This window comes from Pseudomonas sp. fls2-241-TYG-175, assembly GCF_030209155.1.
Classification (GTDB): Bacteria; Pseudomonadota; Gammaproteobacteria; order Pseudomonadales; family Pseudomonadaceae; genus Aquipseudomonas; species Aquipseudomonas viridiflava.
The window spans coordinates 1-17,063 of the sequence record NZ_JARVSO010000027.1; the positions used below are offsets into that span (position 1 = coordinate 1).

The 17,063-nt window shown below is 60.7% G+C and carries 17 protein-coding genes; 8 read left to right on the forward strand and 9 right to left on the reverse strand.

The window, feature by feature from the left end; genetic code table 11:
- Positions 1–140: 140 nt before the first annotated feature.
- Both QRN20_RS19185 and QRN20_RS19190 read right to left on the reverse strand, forming a co-directional pair.
- A complete protein-coding gene (locus QRN20_RS19185) occupies positions 141–614 on the reverse strand; it encodes a YchJ family protein (RefSeq protein ID WP_004887814.1) in 474 nt (157 codons plus the stop codon).
- Positions 615–617: 3 nt separating this feature from the next.
- Positions 618–1,115 carry a DUF6231 family protein gene (locus QRN20_RS19190; RefSeq protein ID WP_057410101.1) on the reverse strand — a complete coding sequence of 166 codons (498 nt, stop codon included), beginning with the start codon at positions 1,113–1,115 and terminating at the stop codon, positions 618–620.
- A gap of 254 nt (positions 1,116–1,369) precedes the next feature.
- On the opposite strand from QRN20_RS19190, the gene QRN20_RS19195 reads away from it, so the two are divergent.
- Positions 1,370–1,645: a DUF1145 domain-containing protein gene (locus QRN20_RS19195; protein ID WP_025996563.1), complete on the forward strand. Its 276-nt coding sequence runs from the start codon at positions 1,370–1,372 to the stop codon at positions 1,643–1,645.
- A complete protein-coding gene (locus QRN20_RS19200) occupies positions 1,638–2,396 on the forward strand; it encodes a hypothetical protein (protein WP_004887819.1) in 759 nt (252 codons plus the stop codon). Before QRN20_RS19195 ends, QRN20_RS19200 begins: the two co-directional genes overlap by 8 nt.
- 60 nt (positions 2,397–2,456) lie before the next feature.
- On the opposite strand, the gene QRN20_RS19205 is transcribed toward QRN20_RS19200, so the two are convergent.
- The 3 genes from QRN20_RS19205 to QRN20_RS19215 all read right to left on the reverse strand — a co-directional run bounded on the left by QRN20_RS19205 (position 2,457) and on the right by QRN20_RS19215 (position 5,129).
- Positions 2,457–3,479 (reverse strand): purine-nucleoside phosphorylase, encoded by a 1,023-nt coding sequence (locus tag QRN20_RS19205; protein ID WP_122429719.1) that lies wholly within the window; start codon positions 3,477–3,479, stop codon positions 2,457–2,459.
- Between the two features lie 26 nt (positions 3,480–3,505).
- On the reverse strand, positions 3,506–4,459 hold the full coding sequence (locus QRN20_RS19210) for a nucleoside-specific channel-forming protein Tsx (protein ID WP_162864333.1): 954 nt from the start codon (positions 4,457–4,459) through the stop codon (positions 3,506–3,508).
- Between the two features lie 205 nt (positions 4,460–4,664).
- Positions 4,665–5,129, reverse strand: a complete 465-nt coding sequence (locus QRN20_RS19215; protein WP_004887824.1) for a CopD family protein — start codon at positions 5,127–5,129, stop codon at positions 4,665–4,667.
- A 107-nt stretch (positions 5,130–5,236) separates the two neighbouring features.
- Between QRN20_RS19215 and dinG the strand changes: the two genes are divergently transcribed.
- The 5 genes from dinG (at position 5,237) to QRN20_RS19240 (ending at position 11,343) form a co-directional block, all read left to right on the forward strand.
- Entirely contained in the window at positions 5,237–7,381 is a 2,145-nt protein-coding gene (dinG, locus tag QRN20_RS19220; RefSeq protein WP_122413613.1) for an ATP-dependent DNA helicase DinG, read from the forward strand.
- Between the two features lie 118 nt (positions 7,382–7,499).
- A complete protein-coding gene (locus QRN20_RS19225) occupies positions 7,500–8,648 on the forward strand; it encodes a serine hydrolase domain-containing protein (protein WP_122425526.1) in 1,149 nt (382 codons plus the stop codon).
- A 155-nt stretch (positions 8,649–8,803) separates the two neighbouring features.
- The gene (locus QRN20_RS19230) at positions 8,804–9,949 is read left to right on the forward strand and encodes an OmpA family protein (RefSeq protein ID WP_088234718.1); all 1,146 of its coding nucleotides are present in this window, start codon (positions 8,804–8,806) and stop codon (positions 9,947–9,949) included.
- 134 nt (positions 9,950–10,083) lie between these two features.
- Positions 10,084–10,731, forward strand: coding sequence for a pyridoxamine 5'-phosphate oxidase (gene pdxH, locus QRN20_RS19235; protein WP_029241296.1), 648 nt, complete (start codon positions 10,084–10,086; stop codon positions 10,729–10,731).
- Between the two features lie 147 nt (positions 10,732–10,878).
- Entirely contained in the window at positions 10,879–11,343 is a 465-nt protein-coding gene (locus QRN20_RS19240) for an outer membrane lipoprotein (protein WP_004887833.1), read from the forward strand.
- Between the two features lie 70 nt (positions 11,344–11,413).
- Here QRN20_RS19240 and nhaA read toward each other — a convergent pair whose 3' ends face one another.
- From nhaA to QRN20_RS19260, 4 genes are all read right to left on the reverse strand, one after another.
- On the reverse strand, positions 11,414–12,598 hold the full coding sequence (gene nhaA / locus QRN20_RS19245; protein ID WP_029241297.1) for a Na+/H+ antiporter NhaA: 1,185 nt from the start codon (positions 12,596–12,598) through the stop codon (positions 11,414–11,416).
- A gap of 277 nt (positions 12,599–12,875) precedes the next feature.
- Positions 12,876–14,489, reverse strand: coding sequence for an NAD(P)/FAD-dependent oxidoreductase (locus QRN20_RS19250; RefSeq protein WP_029241298.1), 1,614 nt, complete (start codon positions 14,487–14,489; stop codon positions 12,876–12,878).
- A gap of 152 nt (positions 14,490–14,641) precedes the next feature.
- Positions 14,642–15,322 carry a COG3650 family protein gene (locus QRN20_RS19255; protein ID WP_029241299.1) on the reverse strand — a complete coding sequence of 227 codons (681 nt, stop codon included), beginning with the start codon at positions 15,320–15,322 and terminating at the stop codon, positions 14,642–14,644.
- A gap of 50 nt (positions 15,323–15,372) precedes the next feature.
- The gene (locus QRN20_RS19260) at positions 15,373–15,972 is read right to left on the reverse strand and encodes a short chain dehydrogenase (protein WP_029241300.1); all 600 of its coding nucleotides are present in this window, start codon (positions 15,970–15,972) and stop codon (positions 15,373–15,375) included.
- 104 nt (positions 15,973–16,076) lie between these two features.
- Here QRN20_RS19260 and QRN20_RS19265 point away from each other — a divergent pair, with 104 nt between their 5' ends.
- Positions 16,077–16,988: a LysR family transcriptional regulator gene (locus QRN20_RS19265; protein ID WP_122413609.1), complete on the forward strand. Its 912-nt coding sequence runs from the start codon at positions 16,077–16,079 to the stop codon at positions 16,986–16,988.
- Positions 16,989–17,063 lie beyond the last annotated feature (75 nt).

The window sequence follows — 17,063 nt, forward strand, 5'->3', positions numbered from 1 at the left end:
ACGGGAGGCATGCCCACGCGGAGCGATGGGCACGATCAGTGTCGAGGCGGACTTGCGTATGATGATCGTTCCCAAGCTCTGCGCGGCAATACCGCCCAGGACGCTCCGCGTCCGCTCGCAGATGTCACATAAGCAATCAATTAACCGACATACGCCGAGCAACACTTCTTGAACTTCTGCTCGCTGCCGCAAGGACAGGCATCGTTGCGCCCGGCCTTGAGGGGGACGGTGGAGTCGATGAAGTACCAGCGGCCCTGGTTCTGCACGAACGATGAGCGTTCCTTGTGGCTGTGCTCGCCGTTGCCGTCGTGCCAGCGTGCGGTGAAGGTCACGAAGGCGTGTTCGGGCTTGCCGCCGAATACCTCGGCGCTTTCCACCTCAAGCCCCAACCAGGTGCTTTGCGCACTCCACTGGGCAATCGCTTCGCGGTCCAGCCCGCTCTGTTGTGCAGGCAGTGTGGTCTGCACCAGATAATCCGTTAGTCCCAGCACGTAAGCGCTGTAACGCGAACGCATCAGTTTTTCCGCGCACGGTGCAGGCTGCCCGGCGTGGTAATGCCCGCAGCAGGCCAGCAACAGATCGCCGCTGCCGCACGGGCAAATGGCACTACTCATGATTCACCACCAATACTTTCCAAAATTTTCAGGGTTGGCCCAATACTTCGCATTCAGCCAGTCCGGCACCTGTTTGTATTCACGCAGGTCGTAGGTGAAGAGGTTCAGGACCTGCTCGTCGCGGGCGAAGCGTTCACTGGCTTGCAGGGCCAGCGAGAAGAAGTCGGTTTCCTGCCAGCCACAGGCTTTAAGGTCCGCCAGCACGGCGATGCGGCTGGCGTTGAGGTTGCGGATACCGCCCAGCAGTTCCAGTCCGGTGCGTTTGGGCATGTGCTCCAGGCAATCGACCACCAGCGCCAGGTCAAATCGCTGCGCAGCCAGGTGCGGGGGCAGAAGGCCGGGCTCGGCCAGCGACACTTCGGTTTGCGGGTGCGCGTCCTGAAAGGCTTGCAAGGCAGGAAACGCCTGCGCGCCGATCAGCAGCAGGCGCGCTGGCGCGTAGCGGTCGAGCAGGGCGGCCAGCGCCTGTTGGGGCGTGCGGGTGGAAAAACCGACGGTCATCGAAAATCCTCTGATTGACTGACAAGACTAGCCTGCCCGAAGAGTGCTGAAAAGCACCGTTCCTGTCGTGTGAAATGCGCCGTGTGCGACAAAAGCGTGATGATTTGAAACAGGTTTCAGGCTATATGTGTCAGGACCGCATGTTTTTTCACGCACCGCTGGCATATTCGGTGGGCAGGACGTCTACTGTGCGGCGACGAAAAGCGTGCGAAGAATTCGCTTTCGTCATCAGGATCATGATCAAGGGGCATGCGATGAAGTTGTTTTGGGGGTTGGGAAAGCTGTTGATGCTGGGCTTCTGGCTGGTGGTGCTGGCCAATGCGCTGGTTGAAGCGCCCAGCCCGTTCGGTGTGATGATCGATATGGCGGGCAGTCTGGTGCTGCTCACCCATCTGCTGGAGCTAATCCTGTTCAACGGCAGCCTGCGCGGTCGCAAGCACCCTTGGCGTGACAGAGGCAAAATCATTCTGTTCGGCATCTTTCATGTCCAATCCATCGGCCGTTCGGCTTCGGGGCACACCCATGCGTAATCTCGTTCTACTGGCAGCATTGTTCAGCCCGCTGGCCATGGCCCAGGCCATCATCGTTGCACCGCACTCGCTGATGCGCCTTCCCGGCAACAGCAGTGTGCTGCAGGTCGAGCGGCTGGAAGTGTCCGATTACGGCACCCTGCTGATCCCGGCTGGCATCGATGACGTCAAGATCGGTCAACTGGTGCTCGGTCACGAAGCGCGCATCGCCATCGTGCCCGGCGCGCAGACGTTCAAGCTGGTGGTGGATCAGGGTGAGTTCGGCGACGGCAGCCAGATCACGGCACGCGGCGCGCCCGGTACGTTCGAAAAACCTGCATCGCCGGGCCGCAATCTGACGCTGCGGGTGAACAGGCTGAACGCCGGGCAGCTGTCGATCGATGCACGCGGCGGCGCAGGTGGTCCAGGCTATTTCGGCCTGGACGGCGGTACGGGCGAAGAGCCGGGCTGCACGTGGGGTCAGGCCGGACGCGGTCACAACGGTGACAACGGCGGCAATGGTCATGACGGCGCAGCGGGCGCACAGGTTCGCCTCGAGGTGCCGTACAGCGTTGCGGCGGATCGGATCAAGGTCAACGTCGAAGGCGGGGCGCCGGGCAAAGGCGGTGAGGGTGGCAAGGCGGGCAAAGGCGGCGCGTCCAAGGGCTGCATCGTCTATCGCGCCGACGGCGGCAAGGCAGGCAGACCGGGCGAGCCCGGCCAGCCAGGCGTCGCGGGACCGGCCGGTGCGCTGATCCTGCAACGCTTGTAACCGAATCTCTGGCGGCCACGGATCGGCTTCTGACGATCCGTGGCCTGCCCTGAAGATCGCTTACTGCGGCACGCCGTTTTCCCAGCTTTTCCAGTCCTTGAGGATCGCCTGAACCAGCGGATTGCCGGTGCGGTACAGGTTTTCCAGCGCCGGTACGAAGGCGCCCTGATCGGCGTACTTCAAGAGATTGTCCACTTCGCTGTAGCCCGGATAAGGGCGGTCGAAGTCAGAGCCTGCGCGGACCACGGCAAGACGATTGACGTCTACCTTGCCAGCCTTGCTCGCCCTGAGCAGCGCTTCGTACGTGGAGTTGTCTTCCTGCTGAGTCGTGCAGTAAACGCCCTTGTTGTCGGTCAACAGGCGCGTCCAGACTTCCGCCCGCTCGCTCAAACGTGTCCCCGAGAACCAGGTGTTGCCTGCCAGTGTGTCGCACTGTGTGACCTGCGGTGGCTGGTTGGCAGGTGCGTAAGGATATTTCACCCGCCAGGCAGCGGACTCCTTGCTCTCACTGAGCGCGACCTTCTGTGACAGCGCAAAGGCCTTGGCCTGCAGCTTGGGGTTGAGCTCGAAGACTTCGGTCTTGTAGTCCAGCGGCGGTTTCTCGTTCGGCCCTTTGGTGTTGATGCCCAGATAGCCGGTCGGCCAGTCCTTGGGCACATCACGTGAATCAATTTCCCACTGGGTGCCGAACTCGACCAGATAATGAGCCCAGGCCGTGGTGCCGAGCGTGCCGTGGTGCGGATTGATGCCGGCGATGCCCGCAACGATGAAGTAGGTCTTGCGCAGGTCGAATTGGGGCGACAGGGCCAGTGCCAGCGTCGAAGCTGCGGCGTTGGTCTGGCCCATGCCGGTGACCATCAGGCAGGTGTCCTGATCGTTGCAACGGATGGTCGGGTACTCGGCGGACAGGCCCGGCACCTCGATCTCTTTGGTCAGGTGCAGGCGGTCGATCCAGTTCTGCGCCTCGGGGGCGAACATGGCGATCAGCATGACCTTGGGCGTAACCGGGGCGGTGGACGCCCAGATGCCCGGGCTGAGCAGGGCCAGCGAGGCGCAGAGGGCGTTGCGAGTGATGCTTTTCATGAGAACTCCTGTCGTCAAAGTCATGGTCAGAACTGGTAACCGACGCCGGCGTAGTAACCCCAGCCGTCCGAGCGGGCGCGGAAGTTGCCTTCGCCGAAATTCAGCTCACTGCCGTCCTCCCAGTTGCCGCCGTTATGAAAGTAACGACCGACGAGCGTGAAGCGCAGGTGAGTGAAGGCGTACAGCAAGACGTTGGTGGCGACCGTCGAGTTGGCGGTACGCGCCGGATCGTCCTTGAGGTCCGAGCCGAAGTCGAAATTGGTGAAACCGATGTAAGTCAGCGATGCGCCGTTGTCGAATTTGGTGATCGGCACGATGTACTTGAGCTGGGCGCGATAGCCGTCCCACGAGTATTCGTTGCTGGCGCCGTAGTTTTCCCACTGGTAGCGGCCATAGAAGTTGGCCGACAGATTGACCCGCGACTTTGTGTCGATGTCGGTGCCGATACCGCTGTAAAGCGTGTTGGCACGGTTGGCCGAATTGCTGCCGTGGTCGTAGATCCAGTCGAAGGCGACGTACCATTCCTTGAAAGGTCCCACGGCCAGACTGCGTCCTGCCAGATAGTCAATGGAGATGCGCGGCTCGTGCTCCATGAACACCGGCGAGCCATGGTCCCAGACGCCCTTGTCGTTGCGGTTGCCGATGTCGAGGATCTTCGGCACGTCGATATAGCCGTACAGCTCGAACGGGCCTTTGCGGCCGAAGTATTCGTATTCCAGATACACGTCATCAACCGGCTGCGGACCGAAGCTTATGTCCTTGCTGCCGATCAGCGTGAGGTCCTGATTGAACCAGTCGGACAGATACGCGCCTTTGCCTTCCTTGGGGGACGCTGGCGGGCTTAGGGTCTCGCCCTGCGCGGAGTCCTCGGCTGCGGCAGGTTGCGCCTGCGCCATGGCGCAAGGCAGTGCCAGCGAGGCTGTGAACAGCAGAGGGATCAGAAATCCGGGTGACGCGGCGGACTGCTTGGAGGACTGCATCGGTATTGAAACTCCTTTTAACGGCACGTACTACGATTCGCAAACGTTTGCACAGGACGTGCCAAAGGGATTCAACCGGCTGAAAGCCAAGGAATTTCAGGAAATAACGTGACTGATCGGGCAGGATTCTGCCCGCCTGCTGTGCGCGGTGACACGCTGAGTGCCCCGTGATGTTTCGTTTCGCACAGCCAGAGGGTTCGCCCGGTCAGAAACCTGGACGTGCTGCTGCGATCACTACCACCGCGAGCCCGATAATCAGATTGATGCCGACCAGTCGTCGGATTCTGCCCAGCGCCGCGACGCCTTCCGACCACTGCTCGGCTTCCACTGCACGTTGCAGTTCCGGCAACTGCAACGAATGGATACGAAGAAACAGCGCCACCATCACCACGTACAGCCCCATCATGATCTGCACGTAACGGGGCGCGGTTTCAAAGCTGGTGAAGTTCAGCTGAATCATCCCGATACCCGTGATCGGCAGCACAATGACGGCCGCCCAGACCCAGACAAAGAACCTTGGAAACACCTGGACCCACACTTTCAGGCGAGACGGCCCTTCAAGTGCTGCAATGATGGCTGGGCGCAATACCATCCAGGCGAAAAACATCCCGCCGACCCAGACCAGAGCAGCCAGCAGATGCAACGTATAGACAGTGGAAAATGCGGTCATCGGGTACTCCGTTCTGCGCGGATGGATTTAGCGCGCTATGATAGCGCCCACTCAGAACCACTGAAAATTTATCCAGCCTTTTTTGCCGTGCCCCCGAACCGAAGCCAATGATCAGTACCGAACTCAAATCCCAGATCCAGGGCGCTTACTCGCGTTTCCTCGAAGCCAAGAGCCTCAAGCCACGTTATGGCCAGCGATTGATGATCGCCGAAGTCGCCAAGGTACTGGGGGACATCGATACCGATGAGGAAGGACGGCGCTCGGGCGATCCGGCCGTGGTTGCCGTGGAAGCGGGCACCGGTACAGGCAAGACCGTGGCCTACGCCATTGCGTCGATCCCGACGGCCAAGGCAGCGGGTAAACGTCTGGTGATCGCCACCGCAACCGTCGCGCTGCAGGAGCAGATCGTCTACAAGGACCTGCCGGACCTGATGCGCAACAGCGGCCTGAATTTCACCTTCGCGCTGGCCAAGGGGCGCGGCCGTTACATGTGCCTGTCCAAGCTCGACATGCTGCTGCAGGAAAGCGACGCCACCAACGCGACCGCGCAACTGTTCGAGGAAGAAGGCTTCAAGATAGAAGTCGACGAAGCCAGCCAGAAACTGTTCACCAGCATGTTGCAGAAGCTGGCGGGCAACAAATGGGACGGTGACCGCGACAGCTGGCCTCAGGAACTGGCCGATCAGGACTGGGCGCGCCTCACCACCGATCACAGCCAGTGCACCAACCGTCATTGCCCCAATTTTCAGCAGTGCGCCTTCTATAAGGCGCGTGAGGGCATGGGCAAGGTCGATGTGATCGTCACCAACCACGACATGGTGCTGGCCGACCTTGCCCTGGGCGGCGGCGCAGTGCTGCCGGACCCGCGTGACACGCTCTACGTGTTCGACGAAGGCCATCACCTGCCTGACAAGGCCATCGGCCATTTCGCGCACTACACCCGGCTGCGCTCCACGGCCGACTGGCTGGAGCAGACCGCCAAGAATCTCGCCAAGCTGCTCGCCCAGCATCCGTTGCCGGGCGACCTGGGCAAGCTGATCGAGCAGGTGCCGGAACTGGCCCGTGAGATCAAGGGCCACCAGCAATTCATGTTCGGTGCTTGCGAGCAACTGGCCGATTTCCGTGCCGGTGAAGACATGCAGGGCCGCGAGCGTCCGCGTCATCGCTTTGTCGGCGGCGTCATTCCCGAGCACATCCGCGAGATGGGCATCGAGCTCAAGAAAGGCTTCGCCCGCCTGGACGATCTGTTTACCCGTTTGACCGATCTGCTCAAGGAAGGCATGGACGGCGAGGTCAGCATCGGCATCGCCAGCCATCAGGCCGAAGAGTGGTATCCGCTGTTCGGCAGCCTGCTGGCCCGCGCCCATGGTAACTGGGAGTTGTGGACAGCCTTTACCGCCGAAGACCCGGAAGACAGCCCGCCGATGGCCCGCTGGCTGACGCTGGCCGACAGTGGTGCGCTGTTCGACATTGAGGTCAATGCCAGCCCGATCCTGGCGGCCGAGATGCTGCGCCGCAACCTGTGGAACATTGCCTACGGCGCGCTCGTGACCTCGGCCACGCTGACCGCGCTGGGCAAGTTCGATCGTTACCGCATGCGTGCCGGCCTGCCGAAAGGCGCGGTTACGGCGGTTGTACCGAGCCCGTTCCACCACGCCGATGCCGGTGTGCTGCGTGTGCCGGACCTCAAAGCCGACCCGCGTGATGCGGTCGCCCATACCGCAGCGATCATCCGTGACCTGCCGGGTCTGGTAGAAGGCTCGCGCGGCACGCTGGTGCTGTTCTCTTCGCGCAAACAGATGCAGGACGTGTTCGACGGACTGGATCGCGACTGGCGCAAGCAGGTGTTCATTCAGGGCAACCTGTCGAAGCAGGAAACCCTGAACAAGCACAAGGCACGGGTCGACAGTGGCGAGTCCAGCGTCCTGTTCGGGCTGGCCAGCTTTGCCGAAGGTGTGGACTTGCCCGGTGCGTATTGCGAGCACGTGGTCATCGCCAAGATTCCGTTCGCGGTCCCCGATGATCCGGTTGAAGCAGCGCTGGCCGAATGGATCGAGGCCCGTGGCGGCAATCCGTTCATGGAAATTGCCGTGCCGGATGCGTCCCTGCGTCTGGTTCAGGCCTGCGGACGTCTGCTGCGCACCGAAGAAGACCGCGGCACCATCACACTACTGGACCGCCGCGTGGTAACCCAGCGTTACGGCAAGGCGATCCTTAATGCGTTGCCGCCGTTTCATCGGGAAATCTCCTGAACCCAGGCTGACCGGCGGCTGGCAGCAGTTCCCAAAACGGCCAATCGCTGGAACAATATGCGCCCATTAAGTCGGCCGTCTTCAGGGCCTTCACAGCGACATTCAGGAGTCAGCGGTTTTGCAGATCCAGGGTCATTTCGAACTTGAATTCGAAGCAGTGCGTGAAGCCTTTGCGGCGCTCTTTGACGATCCTCAGGAGCGCGGCGCTGCCTTGTGCATTCAGGTCGGCGGACAGACGGTCGTCGATCTCTGGGCGGGCACCGCTGACAAGGATGGCGCCGAAGCCTGGCACACCGATACCATCGCCAACCTGTTCTCTTGCACCAAGACCTTTGCCAGTGTTGCTGTGCTGCAGCTCGTGGAAGAGGGCAAGCTGAAGCTGGATGAGCCCGTGTCCCGGCTCTGGCCCGAGTTCGCTGCGGCGGGCAAGGGATCGATCACCTTGCGCCAGTTGCTCTGTCATCAGGCAGCACTGCCTGCGATTCGCGGGCAACTCCCGGCAGAAGCCCTTTACGAATGGGACACCATGACCTCGGCCCTGGCGGCGCAAGAGCCCTGGTGGACGCCCGGTCAGGGCCACGGCTACGCCGCCATCACCTATGGCTGGCTGATCGGCGAGATGTTGCGCCGCGCCGACGGTCGCGGTCCTGGCGAATCCATTGTGGCGCGGGTAGCCCGGCCTCTGGGGCTGGATTTTCATGTGGGGCTGGCCGATGACCAGTTCCATCGTGTGGCGCACATCGCCCGCGGCAAAGGCAATGTCGGCGACGATGCGGCCCAGCGTGTGCTGCAGGCGACAATGCGTGAGCCTGCCTCGATCACGGCTAAGGCTTTCACCAACCCACCATCGATCCTGACCAGCACCAACAAACCTGAATGGCGTCGCATGCAGCAACCTGCCGCCAACGGCCATGGCAACGCCCGCAGCCTGGCAGGCTTTTATAACGGTCTGCTGGACGGAAGCCTGCTGGAAGCCGAGCTGCTCAATGAGCTGACGCGTGAACACAGCCTCGGCCAGGACAAGACCCTGCTGACCTCGACCCGATTCGGTCTGGGTTGCATGCTGGACCAGCCGACCTTGGCCAACGCAACCTTCGCTCTGGGTCCGAAAGCATTCGGCCATCCGGGCGCGGGCGGTTCGGTGGGCTTTGCCGACCCTGATTACGAGGTGGCGTTTGGCTTCGTTACCAACACGCTCGGGCCGTACATTCTCATGGATCCGCGTGCCCAGAAACTGGTCAGGGCGTTACGTGAGTGTTTGCAGTAAGTTTCGTCTATAAGTGTTTGTTTCATACCGACTGTCAGTTAAACGGGGTATAACGGCTCCGTATGACGGTTTCTCTTTCCACCTGTAACTTCATGCGTGTTATACGGACGTAACAACGTTCCTTCTGTCTGATCAAAAACTGTTGTGGGTCATCCATGTCGTCCAATAAAAGCCTCGTTCTCGCTCTGTGCATCGCTGTCACCGGCTGTGCTCAAACTCCACAATCCGATTCTGCTGCAACTGACGGCCATTGGTGGCAGTTCGGTTCGGGCGCAGCCGCAGACGATGTCTCCGCAAAGGCCCCGGCTCCAGGCCCTGCGCCTGCAGCGCCGGTCGCCAAGGTTGCTGAAAAGCCAGCCCCGGCTGCCGCTGCGCAGAGCGCCAACCCTTGGTACTGGCCGTTTGGCTCGGACGACAAGGCGGCAGCAAAGCCTGACGCAGTCGCCAGCAAGCCTGCAGACAAGCCAGCGGCCCCTGCTCTGGTTGCCAAGACTGAAACCGACACCAAGTGGTGGTGGCCTTTCCCAAGTGGCGATGCCAAGAAGGACGAGCCGAAAGCCGCTCCGATGCCTGATCCGAAAGTGACCAAGGCTTGGCTGGACGAATACGAGCCTCGCGTCCGTGCAGCCATTAAGGACACCCCGTTCGAAGTGGAGCGTCGCGAAGACCTGCTGGCAATCACCGCGCCGGTAGACAGCTCGTTCAACCCGGATCGTCCGGCCATGCTGCTGCCGGTCACACTGGGTCCCATCACGCGTCTGGCCAAGGCCGTTGAAGGCGACAAGAAAACGGCCGTGCTGATTCTAGGTCACGCTGACACTTCGGGTCCTACCGAAGCCAACCAGAAAATCAGCCAGGAGCGCGCCCAGTCGGTTGCCGCGATCTTCCGCCTCAGCGGTCTTGAGCGTCAGCGCCTGAGCCAGCGTGGCATGGGTGCCGTGATGCCGCGTGCGGCCAATGACAGCGCGCAGGGTCGTGCACTGAACCGTCGCGTCGAAATCCTGATGACGCCGCAGGACACCATGGTCGCCCTGATGAGCCGTTACGCACTGCCGCCGGTTGCTCCGACCATGGTCGCAACCCAGGACGTCAAGCCTGTCGTGCCTGCTCCAGCTCCGGCCAAGAAAGCGGCGGTGGCGAAGAAAGACACGGCCAAGAAAGCTGCACCGGCCAAGGCGAAAGCCAGCACTGCCAAAAAAGCCGCTCCGGCGAAGTCCACCGCAGCGGCCAAAAAGCCTGCCGCCAAGACCCCGGCCAAGGACGCAGCAGCGAAGAAGACCGACGCCCAGGCCAGCAACTGATTGCAGGTAACTCCTGAGCGTTCCCACGTTCGCGTGGGAACGCTTCTCCAGACGCATCGCGTCTGATCTGACTCAGGGCATTCGCTCACCATTCAGTGGTCAGATAATCCAGCCGCAACAACAGGAATCACACCATGACCCAGACTCTGGCTGACATGCGCCGTGACTACACCCGTGACGGTCTGACCGAAGCGCAGTCACCGGACGAGCCGTTTGCGTTGTTTCACCAATGGTTCGCCGAGGCCGTTAAAACCGAACAGCCTCCGGTCGAGGCCAACGCCATGACCCTGGCGACGGTTGACGAGGAAGGGCGTCCGCATTGCCGGGTGCTGCTGCTCAAAGGGCTGGACACACAAGGTTTCACATTCTTCACCAACTACGACAGTGCCAAGGGCCGGCAGCTTGCTGCACGTCCGTTCGCGGCAATGACCTTTTTCTGGCCAACGCTGGAGCGTCAGGTGCGTATCGAAGGGCGAGTGGTGAAGGTCACTGCGCAGGAATCGGACGCCTATTATCAGGTCCGGCCTCTGGGCAGCCGTCTAGGGGCCTGGGCGTCGCCGCAAAGCCGGGTGATCGCCGACCGTGAAGAGCTTGAAGGTCTGATCAAACAGACTGAGCAACGATTTCTCGATAGCGCGCCTCACTGCCCTGAACATTGGGGCGGCTATCGTCTTCTGCCGGAGCGAATCGAGTTCTGGCAGGGACGTTCGAGTCGCCTCCACGATCGTTTGAACTATCGTTCAGTTGACGGGCAATGGACACGTGAGCGTCTCGCGCCCTGATTGAATTATTTGCCTGTCGGGTCGTCTGAGCGTTACATAGGTTGTCGCTGTATGGCGCCTGAATGAATATAAATTGCGGAACCTGGGTCGTGACAGCGTCGATGTCGGGTAGTCTAATGGCCACTAGTTCCTCTGGAGATACTTTTTATGCGCAAGTCTGCTCTTCTGGTCGCTTCGTTCACTGCCATGGCGTTGACGATGGGCGGCTGTACCTCGAACCTCACCGGTGATTCCTATTCCCGTGACGAGGCGCGTACCGTACAGAACGTTCGTCTGGGCACCGTTGAATCCCTGCGTCCAGTGAAAATCGAAGGTACCAAGACCCCGATCGGCGCAGGTGCCGGTGCGATCGTTGGTGGTGTGGGCGGCAGCGCGATTGGTGGTGGTCGCGGCAGCGTGGTGGCCGCCGTGATCGGCGCTGTTGCCGGTGGTCTGCTCGGTTCCGCTACCGAGGAAGGTCTGACACGTACTCAGGGTGTCGAGATCACGGTTCGTGAAGACGACGGCAGCATGCGTGCCTATGTGCAGCAGGTCGAGGAAAACGAGATTTTCCGGGTGGGTGAGCGTGTACGCATCATGACCGTCAACGGCACGAGCCGCGTGACACACTGATCCGCACTGCGAATCAAGCGAAACCCCGGGCCGGAATGCTCGGGGTTTTTCGTTTCAGAACGACTGTTTTTCAGCGCTTCGGTGTCGCCCTGCAGGCGAGGACCATCACGCCGTAGCCGATGATGGCCGAGAGGATCGAACCGGTCAGAATGCCCATGCGATCTTCTCCCGCATACGCGCTGACCCCTGGCTCGAACGCCAGTGAGCCGACGAACAGGCTCATGGTGAAGCCGATACCGCACAGGATCGAAACGCCCAGCACGTGACCCCAGTTGGCTTCCTTGGGCAGCGATGCCATGCGTGTCTTGACCGCCAGCCAGGTGAGCCCGAACACCCCCAGCGTCTTGCCCAGCAGCAGGCCTGCGGCGATGCCCAGCGGGACCGGGTGGGTAAAGCTTTCCATGGTCACACCGGCCAGCGACACACCGGCGTTGGCGAATGCAAACAACGGCAGGATGCCGTACGCAACCCACGGATGCAGGCCGTGCTCCAGGGTCAGCAAGGGAGATGCCTTGCTGCTCGTGCGCAATGGAATGCAGAACGCCAGCACCACACCTGCAAGCGTCGCGTGAACACCGCTTTTCAGGACACAGATCCACAGCACCAGCCCGACAAGCAGATAGGGCGCAAGCCTGCTCACGCCGGATCGGTTCATCGCGATCAACGCAATGATCGATACAGCCGCCAGTATCAGCGACAGTTGTGACAGCTCGCCGGAGTAGACCAGCGCGATAACGATGATTGCGCCCAGGTCATCGATGATCGCCAGCGTCATCAGAAACAGCTTCAGCGAAACCGGTACACGCTTGCCGAGCAGTGCGAGCACACCCAGTGCGAACGCGATATCGGTTGCCATCGGAATGGCCCAGCCATTGAGGGCTTCGGCGTTGCCTGTATTCAGTGCGACATAAATCAGCGCCGGAACCACCATGCCGCCGATTGCAGCAGCGCCGGGCAACACGATCTGCGAGGGTTTGGAAAGATGCCCCTCCAGCACTTCGCGTTTGACCTCAAGGCCGATGACCAGAAAGAACAGGGCCATCAGCCCGTCGTTGATCCACAGCAACAGGGGCTTGGCAATTTGCAGGGCGCCGATCCGGGCTTCTACCGGTGTTTCCAGAAAGGCGTTATACAGCCAGGAAAGCGGCGAGTTATTGATAATGAGCGCAAGGGCAGCAGCTGCAATCAACAGCAAACCTCCCGCGGCTTCAAGCTGAAAAAAGCGTGTAATGGTATTCCGCATGGGCGCGACCATTCTCCGTCTACGGTAAAAAGGACCGACACCCTAACCCGTTGATTGGAGAGTTAAAACAAAAGTTATATTCGTTTTTGTTATAAATAATACAGTTCGTTACGCTATAAAAATAAAGCGTAAGTTATGTTACGAGTTGATTCGGAAGTGCGGGTTTATTGCGTAGGAAGTTTCTGAAAGCTAATGTTTTGGCTGGAAAATTGTAACTTTATAAGTTGTGGGAACTGACTGGTCACGGACGCTTGCATGGCAAGGCGTCCGTGACCCCGGTCCACGGGTTTCAGCCCTCGATGCCCAACATGTCCCGTACCAGCGCTTCGGCAATGCGGATGCCGTCCACGCCAGCGGACAGAATGCCACCTGCGTAACCCGCGCCTTCCCCGGCCGGGTAAAGGCCCTTGGTGTTGAGGCTCTGCATGTTCGGACCACGCGTGATGCGCAGCGGTGCCGATGTGCGGGTTTCGATGCCGGTCAGTACCGCGTCGTGCAGCGAGAAGCCTTTGATCTGCTTGTCGAAGGCTGGCAGCGCTTCACGAATGGCCTCGATGGCAAAGGCGGGCAGCGCCTCGGCCAGATCCACCAGCTTCACGCCCGGTTTGTACGAAGGCTCGACGCTGCCCAGCGCTGTGGACGCCTTGCCTGCGATGAAGTCGCCGACAAGTTGCGCAGGGGCTTCGTAGGTGCTGCCGCCCAACAGATAAGCGTGAGACTCCAGACGCTCCTGCAGTTCGATACCGGCCAACGGGCTGCCCGGGAAATCCTGTTCCGGCGTGATGCCGACCACGATGCCCGAGTTGGCGTTGCGCTCGTTGCGCGAGTACTGGCTCATGCCGTTGGTGACGACACGGTTCGGCTCGGACGTTGCCGCGACCACCGTGCCGCCGGGGCACATGCAGAAGCTGTACACCGAGCGGCCATTGCTGGCGTGATGCACCAGCTTGTAGTCGGCAGCACCCAGTTTCGGGTGACCGGCGTATTTGCCCAGACGGGCACGGTCAATCAGCGATTGCGGGTGTTCGATACGGAAGCCCACCGAAAACGGCTTGGCCTCCATGAACACGTTACGGCTATGCAGCATGCGGAACGTGTCGCGGGCGCTGTGGCCCAGGGCGAGAATCACGTGGTGCGACGCGATCTGCTCGCCGCCCTCAAGGACCACGCCATTCAACTGGCCGTCTTCGATCATCAGATCAGTGACGCGCTGCTGGAAGCGTACTTCGCCGCCCAGTGCCTCGATCTGATGACGCATGTGTTCAACCACGCCGGTCAGGCGGAAGGTACCGATGTGCGGTTTGCTGACGTAGAGAATCTCTTCCGGCGCGCCAGCCTTCACGAACTCGTGCAGCACCTTGCGGCCATGAAAGTACGGATCCTTGATCTGGCTGTAGAGCTTGCCGTCGGAGAACGTGCCTGCGCCACCTTCACCAAACTGGACGTTGGACTCCGGGTTCAGGACGTTCTTGCGCCACAGGCCCCAGGTGTCCTTGGTGCGCTGACGTACTTCCTTGCCGCGCTCGAGAATGATCGGCTTGAAGCCCATCTGCGCCAGCAACAGGCCTGCGAAAATCCCGCAAGGACCGAAGCCGACGACGATCGGCCGTTCGGTCAGGCCTTCCGGCGCATGGCCGACCACCTTGTAACTGACGTCAGGCGCCGGGCCCACGTGGCGGTCGTTGGCCAGTTTGCGCAGCAGCGCTTCTTCGTCACTAACTTGAAAGTCGATGGTGTAGATGAAGCACAGTTCGGAGGACTTCTTGCGCGCATCGTAGCTGCGCTTGAAGAGGGTGAAGTCCAGCAGTTCGCTGCTGTCGATACCCAGGCGCTGCAGCAGGGCAGGGCGCAGGTCATCGTCCGGGTGATCGATCGGCAGTTTGAGTTCGGTGATTCGTAACATTAAGGGGTCCAGTTTTCGGGCCGCAGGTTCAGCCCGACAGCACTACAAGAACCGGCGATTATAAGCGCTGAACCCCATTGGCGGCGAGTCGAGGTGTGCAGTCCTGGCAACCATGGGTGCCATCGGTCGCCAAAACCCTGCCTCGGGATGGATCAGTCGTCCCGCGAGCCGCCGTAATAGCCGCAGCCACGTTGGGCCTGACCGTTGAGACGCAGCTCGGCGGTGAGGTGTTGCACCGAACCGTTGACGCTGTCGACGCAGCGCTGAGGGGCGACCCACAGTTCGATGCGCTGATTGTTGGCTTCGCTGCTGACACTGAAGCTGCCATCCGGCAGTTGCTCTTCAAGGTAAGGCACGGCAAGCGGCGGCTGGCCTTCGCGTTCCAGAACCATGCCCTTGCCGCTGACGTTGACGTTCCACGCAGGCTTGTTGCCATTGACGTGCAGCGTCAGGCGTTTGAAGTTCAGGTCCTCGCAGGACTGGCCCGGCCGTTCGACACGATAGACCTGATGCAGGTCCAGCTGGCCGTCACTGTTGGCGGCCTTGCTGGCAGCGAACGAGCCGCGAAGGTCCGCAAAGACACGCCCCTTGCTGTCGGCCAGGCTCGCGGCCTCCTGCAGGATGCCCGTGTTGTTGCGGTCCTTGACCACGTAGCGACGCTGCTCGTTGCACGGCTTGAACATCAGCTGCCCGTTCTCGCCAGTCAGATCGCCCTGCATGCGGATCATGCCCGCCGTCGAGACTTTCGGTGTGTCAGTCTTGATGCCAAGCATCTGGCAGCCGGCGAACAACGGCAGAAGGGCGAATACAAGGACGGAACGAGCAGCGAACATTGGGCGGGTCTCCAGACAGGTGCCGCCACGTTACGCAGACTGCTGCCGCATCACAAGACCTGATACGTCTGTCCGGTGTGCAGGCCTTCCACGCTTTTGGCATAGGCCAGCGCCACATCTGCGGCGGGAACAGGTTTGAAGCCTCTGAAGTAGGCGCCGTACTTGCCCATCGATTCGAGCAGTACGGTGGGGCTGACCGAGTTCACGCGCATGCCACGCGGCAATTCGATGGCTGCGGCGCGCACGAAGGCATCAATGGCGCCATTGACCAGACTGGCTGAAACGCCGGAAACAATCGGCTCCTGGCTCAGGATGCCAGAGGTGAACGTGAACGACGCGCCATCGTTGGCGTATGCCTTGCCGATCAGCAGCAGGTTGACCTGGCCCATGAGTTTGTCCTGAAGACCCAGGACAAAATCGGCTTCGGTCATGTCCGCCAGCGGCACGAACTTCACACTGCCCGCCGCGCAGATCAGCGCGTCGAAGCTGCCCACGCGTTCAAACAGCGCGCGGATCGAGGCGCCGTCGCTGATATCGACGCGTTCGTCGCCGCTGTTGCGGCCGATACGCACAATCTCATGCCGTGAGCCGAGTTCGCGTTCAATTGCCGAGCCCACGGTTCCGCTTGCGCCAATCAACAGGATTTTCATTGCGTTGCTCCACAGGGATCAAAGGAGCCGCCAGTGTAGAAAGCCGTATATCCTTCGAAAAAGATGCCAATTGGAAACCTTTGGTTCTCACAGGGAAACAATCCATGAGCGAGATGGAAGATCTGGCTGCCTTTGCCGTACTGATCGAAGCGGGCAGTTTTACGGCGGCTGCGGAGCGCCTGGGTTGCAGCAAGGGACGCCTTTCAAAGCGGATTTCCCAACTGGAAAAGACCTACGGTGTCCAGTTGTTGCACCGCACCACTCGAACCTTGAGCCTGACCTCGGCCGGGTCCGCGTTGTTGCCCCAGGCTCGGCAGTTGATTGCGCACACGGAAAGGGCGCGCAGCATTGTGGCGTTGATGCGTGACGAGATGGTCGGTGAGGTGCGTATCACCACGCCGGTTTCGTTGGGAGAAACTTTTTTCGACGGCTTGTTGATGGAGTTTTACGAGACCTATCCGCAGGTCAAGATCGAGCTCGAACTGAGTAACAGCGTGCGCGATTTGCGGCGCGACGGTTTCGATCTGGCGGTTCGCTCAAAGGTCGCCAGTGATGAACGGCTGGTGGCCAGGCCTTTATTGGCCATGCAGGAACTGACCTGCGCCAGCACGCGGTATCTGGACGAGCATGGCTGGCCACAAACCCCTGAGGACCTTGCGAAGCATCAATGCCTGATCAACAGCCATTACAGCGAGCGTTACCAGTGGCTTTACCATCAGAATCACGAGTTGACCCGTGTGCAGATTGACGGTCCCTTTGCCAGCAATCACTACAGCCTGCTGAAAAAGGCGGCGTTGGCCGGTGCGGGTGTCGCACGGCTGCCGTCCTATATGGTGCATAGGGAAATCAATGAAGGACGCTTGCACTGGCTGCTCAAGGATTACCAGACGGCAACGACGCCGATGTTTCTGGTTCACCCCTTCGAAGGCGAAGTACCGAGGCGAGTGCAGGTGCTGGCAGATTATCTGGTGGGCTGGTTCGAGCGCAGCGGCTCGGCGCTGGAGCGTCTGGCGTGAGTAAAGGAAGGCATGCCCACGCAGGCGCGTCTGATCGTTACCACGCTCTGCGCTCATCGTTATACACAAGTCTGT

Excerpts from the sequence above, each read along its gene's own strand:
- QRN20_RS19185 (WP_004887814.1), bottom strand. The coding sequence starts at position 614 with ATGAGTAGTGCCATTTGCCCGTGCGGCAGCGGCGATCTGTTGCTGGCC.
- QRN20_RS19190 (WP_057410101.1), bottom strand. The coding sequence starts at position 1,115 with ATGACCGTCGGTTTTTCCACCCGCACGCCCCAACAGGCGCTGGCCGCC.
- QRN20_RS19195 (WP_025996563.1), top strand. The coding sequence starts at position 1,370 with ATGAAGTTGTTTTGGGGGTTGGGAAAGCTGTTGATGCTGGGCTTCTGG.
- QRN20_RS19200 (WP_004887819.1), top strand. The coding sequence starts at position 1,638 with ATGCGTAATCTCGTTCTACTGGCAGCATTGTTCAGCCCGCTGGCCATG.
- QRN20_RS19205 (WP_122429719.1), bottom strand. The coding sequence starts at position 3,479 with ATGAAAAGCATCACTCGCAACGCCCTCTGCGCCTCGCTGGCCCTGCTC.
- QRN20_RS19210 (WP_162864333.1), bottom strand. The coding sequence starts at position 4,459 with ATGCAGTCCTCCAAGCAGTCCGCCGCGTCACCCGGATTTCTGATCCCT.
- QRN20_RS19215 (WP_004887824.1), bottom strand. The coding sequence starts at position 5,129 with ATGACCGCATTTTCCACTGTCTATACGTTGCATCTGCTGGCTGCTCTG.
- dinG (WP_122413613.1), top strand. The coding sequence starts at position 5,237 with ATGATCAGTACCGAACTCAAATCCCAGATCCAGGGCGCTTACTCGCGT.
- QRN20_RS19230 (WP_088234718.1), top strand. The coding sequence starts at position 8,804 with ATGTCGTCCAATAAAAGCCTCGTTCTCGCTCTGTGCATCGCTGTCACC.
- pdxH (WP_029241296.1), top strand. The coding sequence starts at position 10,084 with ATGACCCAGACTCTGGCTGACATGCGCCGTGACTACACCCGTGACGGT.
- QRN20_RS19240 (WP_004887833.1), top strand. The coding sequence starts at position 10,879 with ATGCGCAAGTCTGCTCTTCTGGTCGCTTCGTTCACTGCCATGGCGTTG.
- nhaA (WP_029241297.1), bottom strand. The coding sequence starts at position 12,598 with ATGGTCGCGCCCATGCGGAATACCATTACACGCTTTTTTCAGCTTGAA.
- QRN20_RS19250 (WP_029241298.1), bottom strand. The coding sequence starts at position 14,489 with ATGTTACGAATCACCGAACTCAAACTGCCGATCGATCACCCGGACGAT.
- QRN20_RS19255 (WP_029241299.1), bottom strand. The coding sequence starts at position 15,322 with ATGTTCGCTGCTCGTTCCGTCCTTGTATTCGCCCTTCTGCCGTTGTTC.
- QRN20_RS19260 (WP_029241300.1), bottom strand. The coding sequence starts at position 15,972 with ATGAAAATCCTGTTGATTGGCGCAAGCGGAACCGTGGGCTCGGCAATT.
- QRN20_RS19265 (WP_122413609.1), top strand. The coding sequence starts at position 16,077 with ATGAGCGAGATGGAAGATCTGGCTGCCTTTGCCGTACTGATCGAAGCG.